General features: G+C 70.6%; 16 protein-coding genes. 9 read left to right on the top strand and 7 right to left on the bottom strand.

Annotated elements, in window-relative coordinates; translation table 11 throughout:
- Nucleotides 1-83 precede the first annotated feature (83 nt).
- Nucleotides 84-899, top strand: coding sequence for a CPBP family glutamic-type intramembrane protease (locus MRBLWH10_RS15425; protein ID WP_341940589.1), 816 nt, complete (start codon nt 84-86; stop codon nt 897-899).
- 2 nt (nt 900-901) lie between these two features.
- Here the strand turns inward: MRBLWH10_RS15425 and MRBLWH10_RS15420 are convergent, their stop codons facing one another.
- The 5 genes from MRBLWH10_RS15420 to MRBLWH10_RS15400 form a co-directional block, all read right to left on the bottom strand.
- Nucleotides 902-1,558, bottom strand: a complete 657-nt coding sequence (locus MRBLWH10_RS15420; protein ID WP_341940588.1) for a DNA alkylation repair protein — start codon at nt 1,556-1,558, stop codon at nt 902-904.
- A 284-nt stretch (nt 1,559-1,842) separates the two neighbouring features.
- A complete protein-coding gene (locus MRBLWH10_RS15415; RefSeq protein WP_105673150.1) occupies nt 1,843-2,880 on the bottom strand; it encodes an FUSC family protein in 1,038 nt (345 codons plus the stop codon).
- Nucleotides 2,881-2,925: 45 nt separating this feature from the next.
- A complete protein-coding gene (locus MRBLWH10_RS15410) occupies nt 2,926-3,567 on the bottom strand; it encodes a hypothetical protein (RefSeq protein WP_341940586.1) in 642 nt (213 codons plus the stop codon).
- A gap of 53 nt (nt 3,568-3,620) precedes the next feature.
- A complete protein-coding gene (locus MRBLWH10_RS15405; protein WP_105673152.1) occupies nt 3,621-4,907 on the bottom strand; it encodes a glycoside hydrolase family 16 protein in 1,287 nt (428 codons plus the stop codon).
- A gap of 95 nt (nt 4,908-5,002) precedes the next feature.
- Nucleotides 5,003-6,121, bottom strand: coding sequence for an ROK family transcriptional regulator (locus MRBLWH10_RS15400; protein ID WP_341940585.1), 1,119 nt, complete (start codon nt 6,119-6,121; stop codon nt 5,003-5,005).
- A gap of 125 nt (nt 6,122-6,246) precedes the next feature.
- On the opposite strand from MRBLWH10_RS15400, the gene MRBLWH10_RS15395 reads away from it, so the two are divergent.
- From MRBLWH10_RS15395 to MRBLWH10_RS15380, 4 genes are read left to right on the top strand one after another with little or no spacing between them, the layout of a single operon-like run.
- Nucleotides 6,247-7,569, top strand: a complete 1,323-nt coding sequence (locus tag MRBLWH10_RS15395) for an extracellular solute-binding protein (protein WP_341940584.1) — start codon at nt 6,247-6,249, stop codon at nt 7,567-7,569.
- 3 nt (nt 7,570-7,572) lie between these two features.
- Nucleotides 7,573-8,496 (top strand): sugar ABC transporter permease, encoded by a 924-nt coding sequence (locus MRBLWH10_RS15390; protein ID WP_341940583.1) that lies wholly within the window; start codon nt 7,573-7,575, stop codon nt 8,494-8,496.
- Nucleotides 8,493-9,311 (top strand): carbohydrate ABC transporter permease, encoded by an 819-nt coding sequence (locus tag MRBLWH10_RS15385; RefSeq protein WP_341940582.1) that lies wholly within the window; start codon nt 8,493-8,495, stop codon nt 9,309-9,311. The genes MRBLWH10_RS15390 and MRBLWH10_RS15385 overlap by 4 nt, the downstream gene beginning before the upstream one ends.
- Nucleotides 9,308-10,573, top strand: a complete 1,266-nt coding sequence (locus MRBLWH10_RS15380) for a Gfo/Idh/MocA family oxidoreductase (RefSeq protein ID WP_341940581.1) — start codon at nt 9,308-9,310, stop codon at nt 10,571-10,573. Before MRBLWH10_RS15385 ends, MRBLWH10_RS15380 begins: the two co-directional genes overlap by 4 nt.
- Nucleotides 10,574-10,575: 2 nt before the next feature.
- Here the strand turns inward: MRBLWH10_RS15380 and MRBLWH10_RS15375 are convergent, their stop codons facing one another.
- Nucleotides 10,576-11,463, bottom strand: coding sequence for an alpha/beta hydrolase (locus tag MRBLWH10_RS15375; protein ID WP_341940580.1), 888 nt, complete (start codon nt 11,461-11,463; stop codon nt 10,576-10,578).
- The gene (locus tag MRBLWH10_RS15370) at nt 11,460-12,650 is read right to left on the bottom strand and encodes a M24 family metallopeptidase (RefSeq protein WP_341940579.1); all 1,191 of its coding nucleotides are present in this window, start codon (nt 12,648-12,650) and stop codon (nt 11,460-11,462) included. The genes MRBLWH10_RS15375 and MRBLWH10_RS15370 overlap by 4 nt, the downstream gene beginning before the upstream one ends.
- A gap of 161 nt (nt 12,651-12,811) precedes the next feature.
- On the opposite strand from MRBLWH10_RS15370, the gene MRBLWH10_RS15365 reads away from it, so the two are divergent.
- The 4 genes from MRBLWH10_RS15365 (at nt 12,812) to MRBLWH10_RS15350 (ending at nt 17,127) form a co-directional block, all read left to right on the top strand.
- Nucleotides 12,812-14,287 (top strand): oligopeptide:H+ symporter, encoded by a 1,476-nt coding sequence (locus MRBLWH10_RS15365; protein ID WP_341940578.1) that lies wholly within the window; start codon nt 12,812-12,814, stop codon nt 14,285-14,287.
- Nucleotides 14,284-15,516, top strand: a complete 1,233-nt coding sequence (locus MRBLWH10_RS15360) for an amidohydrolase family protein (protein ID WP_105673161.1) — start codon at nt 14,284-14,286, stop codon at nt 15,514-15,516. Before MRBLWH10_RS15365 ends, MRBLWH10_RS15360 begins: the two co-directional genes overlap by 4 nt.
- Before the next feature lie 61 nt (nt 15,517-15,577).
- Nucleotides 15,578-16,813 (top strand): helix-turn-helix domain-containing protein, encoded by a 1,236-nt coding sequence (locus MRBLWH10_RS15355; protein ID WP_341940577.1) that lies wholly within the window; start codon nt 15,578-15,580, stop codon nt 16,811-16,813.
- Nucleotides 16,814-16,905: 92 nt separating this feature from the next.
- The gene (locus MRBLWH10_RS15350) at nt 16,906-17,127 is read left to right on the top strand and encodes a hypothetical protein (protein ID WP_223587279.1); all 222 of its coding nucleotides are present in this window, start codon (nt 16,906-16,908) and stop codon (nt 17,125-17,127) included.
- The last annotated feature ends 1 nt before the right edge of the window (nt 17,128 follow it).

Raw genomic sequence — 17,128 nt, 5'->3', positions numbered from 1 at the left:
CGCCGGGCGGGGTGCCTGGAGCTGATATTCCGGTTCTTATAGCGTGAAGGGGATCGCGATTCTCGCGGCGAGAGGGAGGCGACATGGCGGAGCACGCGGCGGCATCGGGGTGGCGCGGATTCTGGGAGCGCGGCGGCTGGTGGAGGGCGCTCGTGCTCGCGGCCGTCTACTTCGTGCTGTACGAGGGGCTGTCGCTCCTCTTCGGACCGCTGGCCGAGGGGATCACGGACCCGCAGAGCGCCGCGGCCGTGGTCGTCTTCTACGTCCTGCCCGTGACGGTCGGCGCGCTGCTGCTGATCGCGTTCATCTGGTCGGTCGGCTGGTTCGGCGAGATCTTCGGACCGCAGCCGATCCGCGGCAGCGGCTGGATGTGGATCGCCGTCGCGGCCGTCCTGCTGTTCAACATCCTGCGCTTCGCCACGATCGACTACGCCGACACCGAGGCGGGCGTCGTGCCGGCCTGGCTGCTGGCGGGGCTCCTCGTGGGTTTCGCCGAGGAGGTGCTCACCCGCGGACTCGTCGTGAACCTGCTCCGCAAGGCCGGCTACCGGGAGATCGCCGTCGCCGTCGTCTCCGCGGCGGTCTTCGCCGGTCTGCACGCCGGCAACCTGCTGTCCGGTCAGGCGCTGCTCCCCACGTTGGTCCAGCTCGGCTACACCTTCGCGTTCGGGATCTGCATGTACCTCGCGATGCGGGTGACCGGAACGATCATCGTGCCGATCCTATTGCACGCCACCACCGATCCGAGCATCTTCCTGCAGTCCGCCCACCCCGCCGAGGGTGCGCTCGCCGGCATCGCCGGTCTCGGCAACATCGTCGTGATCATCGTCGGACTGGTGCTGCTGATCTTCATCCGCGGACGGGTGGAGAGCACGCGGGAGCAGGCGGCGATCGCCTAGGGTCAGCCCTGCCGGCGGACCATCTCGGCGATCCAGATCGGGGCGAACGGAGACGTGCACCCCGGCGCCGTCGGGTAGTCGGCGAGCACCTGCAGATCGTTCCCGATCGCGAGGGCGCGGTCGCGCAGGTGCGGATGGTGGATGCCGATCTGCGCCAGCGTCTCGTTCATCGCCCACTGCGTCCGGGGTGCGGCATCCTTCATTTCCCGCTCGATCTCGTCGAGCAGGGCGCCGAGGTCGAGGCCGTCGGGCTGCGTCACGACCCGCACGGACGTCAGCGACCACCCTGCCGCGGATACGGTGTCGGCGGGGTCGTGCCGCCACCCCTCTCGCAGGTCGTCGGAGAGCGGCGTCTTCTTGAGCACGTAATTCACGAACCAGTCGTTGACCTTGGGTGGCTGCGGCTCGCGCAGCATCCCGTCGAGGTCTTCCGCGGAGTACTGCCGCGGGGCGCAGACCAGCAGCGCGAGCAGCCGGGCCGGGGTCTCTCCGGTCTCCCACAGCTCGCGGGCCAGCGGCTGGTCGGTCTTGGCCTTCTTCGCGACCGCGCGGAGGCGGCTGAGGTTCATGCCGTGATCGTCGCCGCGCTTCTCGTTCGCCGCGCGCACCTTCGGATCCTCCAGCGCCGCGAGCTCGGCGAGGGCGTCAGCGAGTTCCATGTCTCCAGGGTAGGGCTCGGGGCCGCGGCGTCCCTCGCATCCATCTCGAGTCGTGGCGCGGTCCGGGGCCGTCCGGGTCCGTCCGGGGCCGTCCGAATTTCGGATGACGGCGCTTTTCTCGGACGCACGCGCCGTGATCATCCGAATTCCGCGCATCGGTCCGAATTTCGGATGCCGCGACCGGAGGATGCCGCGACCGGAGGATGCCGCGACCGGATGCCGCGGCATCACCGTGTCGGTCCACGACCGTGTTGGCGCACCCGTGTCGGCGCGACGCGGCGCGCTCAGCCCTCGCCGAGGAGCTCGCCGTGGATGCGGCGGAGATCCTCCATGAGCGAACCGATGAGGATCCAGTGACCGGAGGAGGGCGGTGTGATCACGAGCGGAGCGGTGAGCGCAGGGATCGCCGAGGTCAGCGCCTCGGGCTCGGGCGAGACCTCCGCGAGCTGCACGGCGAGGCGCACGTCGTGGCCGGCGCGCCGCAGCTGCTCGGCGATCGCCGCCACCGCGGGCTCCTCGCCGATCGTGTCGTCGTAGTGGTCGAAGTAGGCGCGGGTCATGCCGATGGTCTGGGTCACGATCGGCGACAGCCGCTCCAGCAGCGCGCGCATCTCCCGCAGCTCGTCGCGATGGGCCGAGCGCCGCGGATTGAGGGTGAGCGACTCCTCTCCTGCGGCGATCGAGGCCTCGGCGGCGTCCTTCATCGGCCGCAGCAGCCGCACCTCGAGCATGAGCTCCTGCAGGCGGGCGGGTGACTGCGGTGCGGGCAGGGCTGCGGCCAGGCGGTCGAGGCAGGCGGCGAGCTCGCGGCCGAGGAGCCCGAGGTCGCGCCGTGCGGGTCCGGTGAGCACGGGCGGCACGATGAGGGCGTTCACGACGATGCCGATGCCGACGCCGATCAGCGTCTCCACGATGCGCGACAGCGCGTAGGCGGGTGTCGACGAGCCGAGGGCCAGCACGAGCATCGCCGAGATGGCGATCTGGTTGCCGGTTCCGGGGGAGGCGCGGAAGGCCCAGGCGACGAGCATGGCGACGACGATCGCGAGCAGCACGATCCACGCGGGCGAGCCCAGCAGCCAGCCCAGCGCGAGCGCGATCACGACGCCGGCGATCACCCCGATGCTGCGCTCGAGCGCCTTCGACAGCGACTGGTTGACGCTGGGCTGCACGACCAGCAGCGCGGCGATCGCCGCGAACACGGGCAGCTGCTCCGGGAAGATCGCCCCCGCGATGAGCCACGCGGCGATGGTCGCCGCGGCGGACTTCACCACCTGCAGCAGGGGTGAGCGCCTGGCGGCCCTGATCGCGACGGGGATGCGCATGGCACAACGCTACTCGGGTGACGGCATCCGCCCTGCCGAGCAGGTTCAGGGAGTCGCGGCGGCGGCGCGCAGCGGGCCCTTCGCGATGTCGTCGATGAGCCAGGCGCCTTCGACCTTCGTCAGGGTGTACTCGCGGGGCTGGGCGAACTCGTCTCCGGTGTCGGCGCCGAGCTCGTGCAGGAATCCGTCGGAGGCGCTGACGATTGTGAAGAGGGACTCGAATCCGACGGTCGCGTGCTGCCGGTCGGCGTCGATCGTCGAGGCGGTCCAGGCCACTCCGGTCTGCGCGATCGACAGGTCGTTGTCGACGTACATGGCGGTGACGGCATCCGCGTAGTCCTCGCCCGCCAGCTTGTCGAGGAAGAGCGGCGAGAAGAACCGCTCCTCCGCCGCGACGGAGTCGGCGACCGTGCTCGGGGTCCGGTTGTCGGATGCTCCGGAGTGCAGCGCGACGACCTGCTGCAGCGCCTGGACGTCGGGGTCGTCGAGGGTCAGGCGCTCCCCTGTCGACGCGATCGTCCACAGGGTGTCGTCGGGATCGAAGTGCGGTGTGGGGCTCGCGCTCGGCATGGCCGCTGAGCCCTCGGATGCCGTCGACGAGCCGCTGTCCGTGCATCCGGACAGCGCGACCGATCCGATCACGAGCGAGACGAGGACGGCGAGGGCCTTCGCGGTGGTTCTCTGCATGGGTTCCTCCTCCCGGGGAGGGCTGTGCGGCCCTCCCCGGGTCTCTCGGTCGGTCAGTTGGCGGGAGCGGCGTTGAGCTGCCAGTGCGACGACCACCACGTGGTCGGCACGTTCCCGAACTCGACGCTGCCCGTGCCGTTCTCGACGTGCAGGGCGCCGGAGGCGTTCTGGATGCGCGTGTACCCGCTGCCGGCGGACGGCGTCGACCACTCGGCGGCGGTTCCCGCCGTCGCCGCGGTGCCGTGGCGAACGGTCGAGCCGCTCACGTAGAGGTACTGGTTGGTCCACCGGTTGCGGTACTTGGTGGTGCCGGATGCCGTGGTCTCGGGCACCCACTGGGCGCTCCAGTAGGTGCTGGGGACCTCGCCGAAGCGCACGATGCCGTCGTTGGGCTCGACGTTGACGGCGCCGGCCCTGTGCCGGTTGTTGATGAGCTTCCAGGTGGGGGAGACGGCCTCCGAGTATCCGGCGTTGTCCTTGTAGACGCGCAGGTAGTCGACCTCCCACTGCTTGGGCCAGACGCTGTTGGGCTGGCCGGAGCCCGCACCGGTGTAGATGTTCATGATGATGCCCATCGCGGTGTTCGGGGCGTCGTTGAGCGTCTTCACGAGCTGACCGTCGTAGTAGAACCGCAGCTGGGTCGGCGTCCAGTCCATGGCGTAGATGTGGAACTCCGTGGTCGGAGAGCCCGAGACGGGCACGGTGTCGAGAGACCACGATCCGAGGAAGTTCGGGTCGCCCCAGCCGTAGGCGGCGATGCGCCAGCTGTTCGGAGTGCTGAAGAACGTCTCGATCATGTCGATCTCGGACTGGCCGCCGGTGGTGTTCGTGCCGACCAGCCAGAGGGCCTGGTGTCCTCCGCCCCCGGCGTTCGAGTTCTTGGCGCGCACCTCGACGTAGCCGTACTTCGTGGAGTAGCCGTTGAACGTGGGCAGGTTGTTGCGGTTCACCGCCGACGAGTTGAACTTGTGCCAGTTGTTCTGGTTGAAGGTCTGGATCGCCGACGAGACGACGGTGCCGTCCTGGTCGGGGTTCCACGGCGGCTGGTCCTGGTCGACGCGGAGCTTGATCGTGCCGTTCGAGATCGTGTAGCGCGCCGCCGTGTCGGCGATGTCGGCGGCGGGCACCCAGTGCGGGAGGTAGTTCGGCAGCCACTTCGAGGTGTCGAGCGTCGTGCCGGTGAACTCCTCGCTGAAGTCGAGGGTGTAGCCCGGCTTGTCGACGGGATTCGGCGGGGTGTCGGCCGCGAAAGCGGCGGGGGAGGCGAGCGTGAAGGCGGTGACCGCGACGGCGAACGCGGCTGCGGCGGCGGCGCCGCGGGATGTCTTTCGATGGAACATGGGGTTCTCCTCGGTGATCGTCGGTGATCAGTGCGTGGACGCGGTGCGGTGCGCACCGTCCTGCGAGGTAATTAACCCGAACTCTTGCGTAATTGTCAATACTCGCGGGCGAAGAGCTGTTCCTTCACGCTCGCCGCGCTGACGGCCAGCGCTCCGACCGACGGCGCGATCGCGCCGAGGGTGGAGGTGCGCACGTCGGGGAGGAAGAGCGACCGTCCGGCGAGCTCGGAGCCCAGCGCCGCCGCGAGTCTCGCGGAGGCGCCGGGGATGCTGCTGCTGACGACGACGACGTGCGGATCGATCGCGAGGACCAGGGCGCCCAGGCCGTCCGCGATGTCGGCGGCGAACCCGGTGACGGCATCCGCGCTCTCCGTGCCGGGCGCCGCAGAGGCCGTGAACAGCTGCTCCAGGCCGTCGGGGGCGCGCTCGGCCAGCCTCTGCTGCGCCTCCGGCCACGCGACCCTGCCGAGCGCTCCGATCTCGCCGGCCGCCCCGTGCGCCCCTCGGGCGACGCGGCCGTCGACGATGGATGCCGCGGAGATCCGGTTCCCGATGCGGAGGAGCACGGCGGTCTCATCCGCCCCGACCGATCCGTGCTCGATCTCGGCGAGCGCGGCGAGCTTGGTGTCGTTGTCGAAGGCGATCCTGGCGCCGGGGAAGGCGGCGCGCAGCTGCGCGTCGATGTCGCTGGTCAGCCAGTCGGGCACCACCGTGGTCTTCACCGGGCGACCGTCCGCATCCACGATGCCGGGGATGCCGACGGTGAGCGCGACGAGTTCGTGGGATGCCGTCGTCGACTCGTCGAGCAGCTCGGTCACGAGCGCGATGATCGCGGCCGCCGCATGCTCTCCGCTCGACAGGTCGTGCTCCTGGCGGCGGTGGGCCGCGCTGACCGTTCCGCGCAGGTCGCCGGCCACGCCGGAGATGCCGTGCGGGCCGACGTCGATCCCCACGGCGACGCCCTGATCGGCGGCGAACCGGTACCCGCGCGCCGGACGGCCGGCGCGCGTCGGGCGCAGCTGCTCGGAGTCGGCCAGACCGGATTCGACGAGCCCCGACAGCACGGTCTCGACCGTCGTGCGCGACAGGCCGGTCGATGTCGCCAGCTGGCTGGCCGTCATCGGGGAGGACGCGTCCCACAGGGTGGTCAGCACCGCGTGGTCGTTGAGCCGACGCATCGCTGCGAGGTCGGTGCCGAGCGCCTGGGTGGTCACCTGTCCTGACTATCACATTCCGGCAACCCCGGCTTGACAGTGCGAGGGGGCTGACCTATCTTGTGAATTACAACAGAGAGTTGCGAAATACCCTTTCCCCCTTTTCACCAGAAAGCGACACTCACATGCAACGACGCACCCGACTCGTGCTCGCGCCTCTCGCCGCCGGCGCCCTCCTCGGCCTCGCCCTCACCGCCTGCGCGCCAGGTCCGGCGACGAACGGCAGCGGCGCCGCCGTCGACGCCAGCACCACGCTCACCGACGACGACATCACCCTCACGCTCATGTCGACGCCGGAGTCCGGCGCGGCGACCGAGGCCACGATCGCCGCCTTCGAGAAGGAGCACCCGAACATCACGATCGAGTACTCCCAGACCAACTACGACGACTACAACCAGAGCGTGAACCTCAACCTCGCAGGCGACAAGTCCCCCGACATCGTCCTCCTGAACGCGGTCGCGAACACCGTCAAGAACAAGCTCGTCCTGCCCCTCGACGACTACGCCGACCTCTACGGGTGGAACGACTTCTTCCCCACCAACCAGCTCAACCAGTGGCGCGTCGCCGACGACGGCTCCACCCTCGGCGAAGGCGGAGACCTCTACGCGGCCCCCGCCGGCTTCTCGCTCGTCGGCACCTACTACAACAAGGCCCTGGCCGCTCAGCTCGGGATCACCGCCCCCACCACCCTGGGCGACTTCGAGAGCGCGCTCGCCGCGGCCCAGGGCTCCGGCATCCTCCCCGTCCAGCTCGGCAACGCGGAGGGGCACGCGGCATTCGTGGTGCAGCTGCTCGGCCAGGGCGAGGGCGGCGCCGACGACGCCAACGCCTGGGCCTTCGGCCACAAGGGCGAGACGTTCGACACCGACGCCAACCGCACCGCGGTCGACACCCTCGTCTCCTGGCAGAAGGCCGGCTACCTCGGCGATCCGACGACGGTGAACGGCACCGACCTCCAGGGCGCCGTCGACAACTTCATCGCGGGCAAGGGCCTGTTCCTCGTCGACGGGATCTGGGACGCCGGCAAGATCGCCGAGGGGCTGGGAGCGGATGCCGGCTTCCTCCCGTTCCCCGGCAAGAACGTGACGGGGATCGGCACCTCGGTCGCCTACGCGATCTCCACGAAGAGCGCGCACCCGAACGAGGCGGCGGCGTTCCTGGACTTCCTGCGGTCTCCCGAGGCGAGCGCCCAGCAGTTCGCGCAGGGCTTCATGCCCGATGACCCGACGGTCGCGGTGGCGGACGAGGGAACCCTGCAGGGCGACATCGTCGCGGCCTGGGCGCGGGTCGCGGAGGCGAACGGACTCGTGGCGTTCAACAACAACGCGACGGCGACCATGAACGACACGCTCAAGGCCGGCACGCAGAAGCTCATCGCCGGACAGACCTCGGTCGACGACTTCCTCACCTCGGTCCAGGACGACTGGGCCGCCGCCCACGCCGGCTGATCCATGACCACGTCGCTGTCTCCCCGGCGGGAGGGGTCCGGTCTCGCGGCCGGCCCCACCCGTCGGCCCCGCCGCGGGTGGAGCTCGCTCCTGTACCTGCTCCCGGCGTTCGTCTTCTACGGCACGTTCACGATCGCCCCCTGGGTGCAGAGCATCTGGCTCTCCTTCTGGAACTGGGACGGGATCGGGGCCGCCACCTGGGCCGGCATCGGGAACTACCTCCGCGTGTTCACGGACGACCGGCTCCTCGTCGCCCTGCGCAACGGCCTCGGATTCATCGTGTTCTACACCGCGTTCCCGCTCGTGCTCGGTCTCGTCATCGCGGCGGTCATCGCCGCGCGCCCGAGGCGCGGCTCCGGGTTCATCCGCACCGTGCTCTTCCTGCCGCAGATCCTCCCGCTGGTGGCCGTCGGCGTCGTCTGGCGCTATCTCTATGCGGCAGACGGGCCGATCAACCAGTTCCTGACCGCCATCGGCCTCGGCGATGTCGCGAGGGCGTGGCTCGGCGACTTCACCTGGGCGTACCCCGCCGTCGGCATCATCGGCACCTGGGTCACGACCGGGCTGTGCATGATGCTCCTGCTCGCCGGCATCCAGAAGATCGACCCCTCGCTCTACGAGGCGGCGCGACTCGACCGCTGCGGACCGATCCGCCAGTTCTGGCACGTCACGGTGCCAGGGGTGCGCGCAGAGATCGTCGTGGCCGTCACGGTGACGCTGATCTCCGCCCTCGCGAGCTTCGACATCGTCTATGTCACCACCGGGGGCGGCCCCGGCGATCAGACGATCGTGCCCGGCGTGCTGATCTACAAGCTCGTCTTCACCTCGAACGAGGTCGGGCTCGCCTGCGCCCTCGCGACGGTGCTGAGCGCGATCATCCTCGTCTTCGTCGCCGTGATCGGCCGAGTGGGAAGGCGCAGCGCATGAGATCTTCCGCCTCCCGCGTGCTGTCGGCGGTGTTCCTGCTCGTCGCGGTGCTCAGCGTCGTCATCCCGTTCCTCGCACTGGTGTCCGCGGCTCTCCAGCCGGCCGACACGCTCGTCCCCCGACTCACCTGGCCCAGCGATCCGCAGTGGGGCAACTTCGCCACGGCGTGGAGCATGGCCGGCTTCGGATCCCTCCTCGCATCGAGCGCGATCATCGCGGTCGTGGTCGTCCCGATCTCGGTGGTGTGCGCCACGCTCGCCGGCTACGCGATGGGCACGATGAGGATGCCGGCGAAGGGCGTGCTGTTCGCCTTCTTCATCGCGGGGCTCACGCTCCCGTACGAGGCGATCGTCGTGCCGCTGTACTTCTCGATGAGGTCGACCGGCCTGATCGACACGTACTGGGCGGTCATCCTCCCCCTGGTCGGAGCGTTCATGCCGTTCGGGATCTTCTGGATGCGGACGCACTTCGAATCCGTGCCCGCCGAGATCATCGAGGCCGCCCAGCTGGACGGCGCCGGTCGGTTCCGCACCCTGGTGCAGATCCTGATCCCCGGCGCCAAGCCCGCCATCATCACGTACGCGCTGCTGACGTTCATGTGGGCGTGGAACCAGTTCCTCCTCGCGCTCATCCTCATCCGCGATCCCTCGCGCCGCACGGCCCCGTCCGGGCTGGGCACGTTCGTGCAGCAGTACGGGGAGAACATCCCGCTGCTCGCGGCCGGGACGATCATCGTGATCGCGCCGATCGTCGTCCTCTACTTCATCTTCCAGCGAAAGTTCGTCGCCGGCCTCGTGCAAGGAGCCCTCAAATGACCGCCCACGCCCCCCTCCGTCTCGCGATCGTCGGAGCCGGATCGCGCGGGACCGGATACGCGCGCCGAGCCGTCGCGGACGGGGCGACGATCACCGCCGTGGTGGAGCCGGATGCGGAGAGGCTGCGGGTGTTCCTCGCCGAGTTCGCCGATCAGCCGATCGAGTGCTTCGGCACCTGGCAGGACCTCGCCGCGCGGGAGGAGAGGATCGCGGATGCCGTGGTCGTCTCCACGCCGGACCGCCTGCACGCCGAGCCCGCGATCGGCCTCGCCGGAGCCGGGTACCACCTCCTCCTGGAGAAGCCGATCGCCCCCACGGAGGAGGAGTCGAGCCGCATCGTCGCCGCCGCGGATGCCGCAGGGGTGATGCTCGCGGTGTGCCACGTCATGCGGTACTCGGACTACTCGCACACCCTCAAGCGGCTGCTCGACGACGGCGCGATCGGCCGGCTGGTGTCGGTCGAGCACCTCGAGCCGATCGGCTGGTGGCACTTCGCGCACTCGTACGTGCGGGGCAACTGGGCCCGCGAGGAGGAGTCGGGGCCGATGCTGCTCACCAAGAGCAGCCACGACATCGACTGGCTCTCGTACATCGTCGGGCTGCCGGCCGAGCGCGTGTCGTCGTTCGGGAGCCTCCTGCACTTCCGGCCGGAGAACAAGCCGGCCGACGCCACGGCGCGGTGCCTCGACTGCCCGCTGCAGAACTCCTGCGCGTACTCCGCGACGACGATCTACCGCGGCTTCCTCGGCGACGAGACGTTCGAGCGCTGGCCCCTCGCGGTGCTCACGACGGACGTCACCCCGGAGGGGGTGGAGCGCGCGCTCCGCGACGGCCCGTACGGGCGTTGCGTGTTCGACGGTCAGAACGACGTCGTCGACCATCAGGTCGTGAACATCGAGTACAGCGGCGGGGTGACGGCATCCTTCACCGTGACCGCGTTCACCGAACTGGACTTCCGCAAGACGCGCCTCTTCGGCACGTCGGGGAGCATCGAGGGCGACGGCAGGACGCTGCTCGTGCACGACTTCGTGCGCGACGAGAAGTACGAGGTCGTGCCCGAGTCCCGCGGGGCGGCGAGCGCGGCCGACGGCCACGGCGGCGCCGACGACGCGCTGGTCCAGGCCTTCCTCGCGGCCGTGCGCACGGGGGACAGGTCGCTGCTGCTCTCCGGACCGGCCGAGAGCCTCGCCACGCACCGGATCGTGTGGCTCGCTGAGGAGGCGCGCCGGAGCAACACGGTGATGCCCGTTCCCGCGCACTGAGCTCAGAAGACGGGAGTCGCCGCGCCCTGCGCTGCGCACCAGCGCAGGGCGCCGACCTCGTGATCGCGCAGCCAGTGCCCGCCGCCCGCGACGATCCGCAGCTCCGCGTGGGGGATCAGCGCGAGCCAGGCCTCTCCGTGCGCGGACGGCACGAGCACGTCCGCTCCGCCGTACACCAGGAGCGTCGGCGCCGTGATCGCCGCGGCGTCGAAGGACCACTCGCGCGCGAACAGGGCGAGATCGTCCTCGATCCAGCCTTCGACGCCCTGCGCCGCCCATTCGTCGGCCTCGACGGACTCCTCATGCTGCACGTCTGCGCGGCCGAGCACCTCGCGGTCGCTCGGGGGCAGGCGCTCGACCCAGTCGCTCAGGGCGTCCGCGCCGTCGCCGAGCGACTCCACGTACGCACGCAGTGCCGTCTCGCCCCGCCGTGCCGCATCGATCTCCGCGAGTGTCTCCGGCACCATGCCTGTCGACGCATCGAAGCCGAACCCGGACGGGCCGATCCCGACGTCGACGCAGAGCGCCGTCACCCGGTCGGGGAGCAGGGCCGCCGCCGCGACGGCGTGCGGGCCTCCGCCGGAGGTGCCCATGACGGCGAAGCGGTCGGCCCCGCAGGCGTCGGCGATGCGGGCGCTCCAGTCCGCGGCATCCGCGACCGTCCGACCGGGGAGGGTCGGCGAGCCGCCGTAGCCCTGGCGGTCGTAGGAGCACAGCCGCACACCCGCCGATGCCGGTCCGCTCCATCCGCCGGGCACGGCGATCGAGCTGCTCGGGGTCCCGTGGTGGAACACCACCAGCGGACCGTGCGGGTCGCCCCACTCGCGCACGCGCAGACTCCCGTGCGCGACGGGCATCTCGAACTCGCGGATCCACGGCGCCCCGATCACGAGAACTCCAGGATCTCGCGGGGGAGGGAGGAGAGGAAGCGGGGGCCGTCCTGCTCGAACACGACCGTGTCGACGAGGATCAGGGAGTTCCACGATTCGAAGTTCGTCACGAGTCCCGCCTCGATCACGTCGTCCCTGTCATCGCCGAGAGACCAGCAGAACTCGCCCACCCAGTCCGTCGGAGCGACGGAGAGGCCGAGCTCGTACCCTCCGGCTCCCGACCCCTCGACGCCGCTGTCGGCGAAGTGGCGTCTGAGCGCGTCGAGCAGCACCCGCCAAGGCTCGCCGACCCTGCCGTGCTCGGCGAGGATCTCGTAGGCCTCTGCGGCGACGGCGACCTCCCGCCTGTGCTCCGCCGACGGCGCGCCGAACATCAGCGGCCTGGTCGCGCGGGCGTGATAGCCGTCGACGGCCGACGCCATGTCGGGGTGGACGACCGGTCCGGAGCCGAGGCGCGTGTGCCCGCTCAGCCGGTGCAGCGCCGACACGGAGGACCCTGCGGCGACGGTCTCGTGCAGCACAGCAGGCTCGCCGCCAGCGCGCACCATGCCGAGGGAGTAGAGGCCCCAGGCCTCGAGCTCGGTCGTCTCGGGCGTCGCCTCGGAGAGGATCGCGCGGATGCCGGCATCCGCCGCGTGCTGCGCCGCCTCGATCTTCCCGATCTCCGCGGGGCTCTTGAGGCGCCGGACGCCCCGGAACGGCAGGGTCACGTCGACGACCCGGCATCCGAGGCCGTCGAGCATCTCGTCGACCACATCGGCGACGGCAGGACTCGGGATGCAGCTCCACCGCTCCATGCCGACGCGGCTCCCCGCCCACGGCCGCAGCTGCTCGGCGAGGAAGGCGACGTACTCGCCGAGAGTGGACTCCCTGGTCTCGTCCGTCGTGGAGAGGGTGCGGATGTCGTCGAGCACGGTCGTCGTGCGGGCGAGCTCCTCGTGATAGCCGGCCTCGATGAGGAACGGGGCGCCCTCCTCGACGTGGAGGACCACGCACTGCGCAGGGGGCATCGACGTCGACGTGTGCTGGCGGTACCACCGGCTGCGGTAGCCGGTGAGCCACGCCATCGTGTCCGGAGCGGTGAGGACCGCCACGGAGACGTCGGCCGAGGCCATCGCCGCCCGCAGACGTCGCAGGCGATCGGCGTACTCGTCTCGGGTGAAGGGCAGATCTGCGTCGATGCTCATCCGACCATGGTCGCGGGTGGATCATGGCGGTGGAGGCGACATCTGTCGCAGGTTCTGCCGGACATTCCGACGTCTGTCGCATCCTCGGCGCCTCGGGGATCGGATTGACTCTCGACAACCCTGAAGCCGCGCGGCGGCACCACTGCTCCGATGGAGGCGCAATGACCCTCAGCAGCACGACAGACGCCCCACCCGTCGGGCGCACGTTCTTCGGCCTGCCTCGCACCATGTTCCCCGTGGCGGGTTTCGCCGGCTTCGACGCCCTCTCCTTCTACGGGATGCAGACGATCCTCGTCTACTACGTGTACTTCTCCGCGAGCGAGGGGGGCCTGGCTCTCGAGCCGGCCGTCGCGATCGCGATCGTGTCGACGTCGAGCGCCGCGACCTTCCTCGCCACCATCTTCATGGGATGGCTCGCCGACAACGTGCTCGGCGCGGGGCGAGGACTCCGCTACGGCGCTGTGCTCGCGTTCGCCGGCTACCTGACCCTCGCGATCGTCCCCGGCGCCATCGGGCTCACGATCGGACTCATCGCCATCGCGTTCGGCGCCGCCTCGATGTGGGTGAGCGAGGGCGTGGTGCTGGGCGGCACACTCGACGCGCACGAGTCGCACCGGGAGGCGGGCTTCACGGTCTACTATCTCGGCAGCGCAGGGGGCGCGCTCATCGGCATCACCCTCAGCGGCGTGCTGCAGTCGGCCGTCGGCTTCCGACTCGGCTTCCTCGCGTCGGCGGCCGCCATCCTGATCGGACTCCTCATCTACCTGCCGTTCCGACGCGGCACAGAGGCGACGGCGCCGCCCGTCCCGGTGACCGGCGTCCGCGGCTGGGCCCTCGTGTGGCCGATCGTGGCGGTGGCGTTCGCGATCGTCCTGGTGGTGGGCAGTGTCGCGGCAGGATTCAACCCCGCGACGATCGTCGGCCTCGGGGCCCTCGTCCTCGCGGTCGGAGCGCTGGTGAAGCTGCTCTCGCGCCGCGATCTCACCCGCGAGCAGAAGGGGCGGGTCATCCGCTACCTCCCGTTCTTCGTCGCGACGGGCGTGTTCGCCATGCTCTACCAGCAGCTCTACACGACCGTGGCGATCCACTCCGAGGCCAGCACGGACCGCGTCGTGTTCGGCGTGGAGCTGCCGCCGTCCACGGTGCTCGGCATCGCTCCCCTCTGCACGATCCTCGTGGCGCCGATCCTCGCCGCGGTGTGGGGACGACTCGGCGATCGCCAGCCCTCCCTCGCCGTGAAGTTCGCGGTCGCGTTCGCCGGATGCGCCATCGGCATGGGGTGGCTCGCCGTCGCCTCGGGAGCCGGAGGGCTCACGCCGATCATCGTCCTCGTCTTCATCGTGTTCGTCTTCGGCGCCTCCGACGTCGTGGTCTCCCCCTCCGGCCTGTCCCTCGCGACGGCCGTCGCACCCCCGGGGTTCGAGACCAGGATGCTCTCGGTGCACTACCTCGCGGTCGCCATGGGGATCGCCGCGGCCGGCGTGACCGGCGAGGGGTTCGTGCCGGGCGAGAACGAGACCGGCTACTTCGCCGCGTTCGCGATCGTGGGCGCCGCCGTCGCCGTCGCGATGATCGTCGTGCGCATCGGCTTCGGCCGAAGACTCGTCGCGGTCGACGGTGTGGAGGTCGTCCGATGAGCGCGGCGACGGACATCAGGGTGATCCGCGCCGGAGCGGTCGCCGACGTGCTCGCCGGAGAGGTGCTCGCCGACCACGCGATCGTGCTGGACGGCGAGAGGATCGCCGCGGTCGAGCCCTGGTCGCCCTCCCGGCACGGCGGCGAGCACGTGCTCGACCTCAGCGACCACCTGGTCGCTCCGGGGATGATCGACCTGCACACCCATCTGATCGGCGAGCTGGAGCGCGGCAGCTACAGCCCGTATCTCACCGGCTCCCCCGCGCGCGACGCGCTGCTGGGGGTGCGCCATGCCAGGGCGACGCTGCGCGCGGGCTTCACGACCGTCCGCGACGTGGGCAGCTTCCGCGCCTTCGTCGACTGCGATCTGCGCGACGCGATCGACTCCGGGATCTGCGAGGGGCCCCGCATGGTCTGCGCGGGCGCCTACGTCACGTGCAGCTCCGGCGGCGGTGAGATCACGGACCTCGCCCTCGACATCCCGCTGCCCACGTCCTTCCGCTTCGGCGTCGCCGACTCCGTCGACGAGGTGCGCTCGGCCGTGCGCCGCATCGCCCATCGGGGCGCCGATGTGATCAAGATCATCGCGACCGGTGCGGTGTACGCCTCGGGCACGGTGCCCGGTGCGCCCGAGTACACCGAGGAGGAGCTGCGCGCCTGCGTCGACGAGGCGGCGCTGTACGGCCTCTACGTCGCGGCTCACGCGCACGGGGAGGAGGGTGCGCTGCGCGCCATCCGCGCCGGCGCCCGCACGATCGAGCACGGGACCATGCTCGGCGACACGGCGATGTCGGCGATGATCGAGCACGGCACCTACTACGTGCCGACCACCTACCTGCTGAACTGGGTGGAGGAGCACGCCGAGCGCGAGGAGCATCCGATCGGCGTGCGCGAGAAGACCGCGAGCGTCGGGACGTCGGCGCGGGCCGCCGTGCGCCTCGCGGTCGAGGCCGGGGTGCGCATCGCCTACGGCACGGATGCCATCGTCTTCCCGCACGGGCGCAACGCCGGTCAGCTGCCGGAGTTCGTGGAGGCGGGCATGACGCCCATGCAGGCGCTGCAGTCGGCGACGAGCGTCGCGGCGGAGTGCCTCGGACGCTCTGCGGACGTCGGTGCGGTCGCCCCCGGGCGCTTCGCCGATCTGGTGGCGGTGCCCGGCGCTCACCTCGACGAGATCGGGCGCTTCACCGACGTCGCGGCCGTGCTCAAGGGCGGGCGGATCGTCGAGTGACGGCGGCGTCGAGCGCGGCGTAGGATCGGAGTCGTCCCGCCGGTCGGGGAGCGGAGGTGCGATGTTCGACGCCGTTCAGGAGACCGTCGATCGGCTGGCGATGGCGCTGCAGCGGTCGGTGGTGCTGGAGGATGCCGAGTGGACCCTGCTCGCCAGCAGCGCGCACTTCGACGATCTCGATCCCGCCAGGCTGCACACCCTCACCGCGCGCCGTCCCGCGCCGGCGCTGGCGGCCGAGATGAGGGCGTGGCGCCTGCACGCGCAGCTCGTCCCGCGGGTGCTCGGCGTCGAGCCGCAGCTCGGGATGGAGCACGAGCGGCTGGTGATCACCGTGCGCTCCCGCTACGAGGTGCTCGGGTTCCTCTGGATCACCCTCACCCGGCCGCTCACCCCGAGCGAGGCGTTCCTCGTGCTGGAGACCGCCGACACGCTGCGGGCGCTCCTGGTCAGCGTCTCGCAGTCGATCGCGGCGGTCAACGCCGAGGTCGAATCGGAGATGCTCGGCCTCCTCGCCCCCGATGAGCCGAGCCGTCGGAGGGCGGCGGACGAGCTCCTCGATCTGGGCATGTTCACCCGTTCGCGCCACTTCGTCGCGCTCTGCCTGTCTCTGAGCGCCGAGTGGTCTCCCTGGGACGGCCCTCCGTCGAGGGAGGTGATCTCGCGGGCGCTGCTCCGGTCGATCACGACCCCCATGATCGACGCGTACAGCTTCGTGCCGACGTCGCCCGAGGCGCTGATCCTCCTCGGCTTCCGGAACGAGCCGACTCGTGAGGCGATGGAGAACGTCGTGGCGGCCATCATCAGGGAGACGGATGCGGCCGACGTGAGCGAGCCGCTCCAGGGGGTCCTGGGGGTGGGCTCCCCGGTGGGCGAGCTCTCGCTGAGCTGGGAGTCGTACGAGCAGGCTCTGGTCGCCGTGCGCGTCGCGCGATCGCGCGAGAGCAGGTCCGCGTCGTGGACCGCCGATCCGGTCGCCGCGTCGATCGTCACGCTCCTCGCGGCTGAGCCGCCTGCCCACCTGCTCCCCGAGCCGCTGCGCCGTCTCGCCGACGCGCCCCCCGACGTCCTCGCCCTGTTCGAGGCGTACGTCGCGCACGGCGCCAGGGTCGCCGATCTGGCCGATCGGCTGGGCGTGCACCGCGCGACCGTGTACTACCGGCTCGCGCGCGCGGCGGAGTCGATCGGCGTGGATCTCGAGAGCGACGACGCGCGCTTCATCATCGGCGCCTGGGTGCGTCAGCGCCGTGTCACGAGCGCGGCCGGGGGCGCCCCCGGTTCGGGAGACGGACGCGCCTAGGCACCCCCCGTCCGAAAGATAGGGAAGGTGCCCGATGCCGGGGTCCCGCCTCAGAGCGGAGTGTAGGCATACACCCACAGAGGAGAACCCCCATGTACGAGCACCCGTACCTCAGCCAGCAGATCACCCGGTTCGAGCAGGAGCAGATGGAGCGCTCCGCTGAGCGCGCGCGGTTCATCGCCGAGCATGCCGATCAGATCGTCGCCCGCCCGCAGGGCGTGATCCGGCGGATGCTGGGTCGTCTCGCCGCGGGTTCGCGCACGCGTGCGCAGAGCCCGTCGCCGACGACCTGCGAGCCGGTCGCCGCACGGTGAC

Source organism: Microbacterium sp. LWH10-1.2 (genome assembly GCF_038397765.1).
Taxonomy (GTDB): Bacteria; Actinomycetota; Actinomycetes; order Actinomycetales; family Microbacteriaceae; genus Microbacterium; species Microbacterium natoriense.
This window is presented reverse-complemented; position numbering and strand designations above follow the sequence as displayed.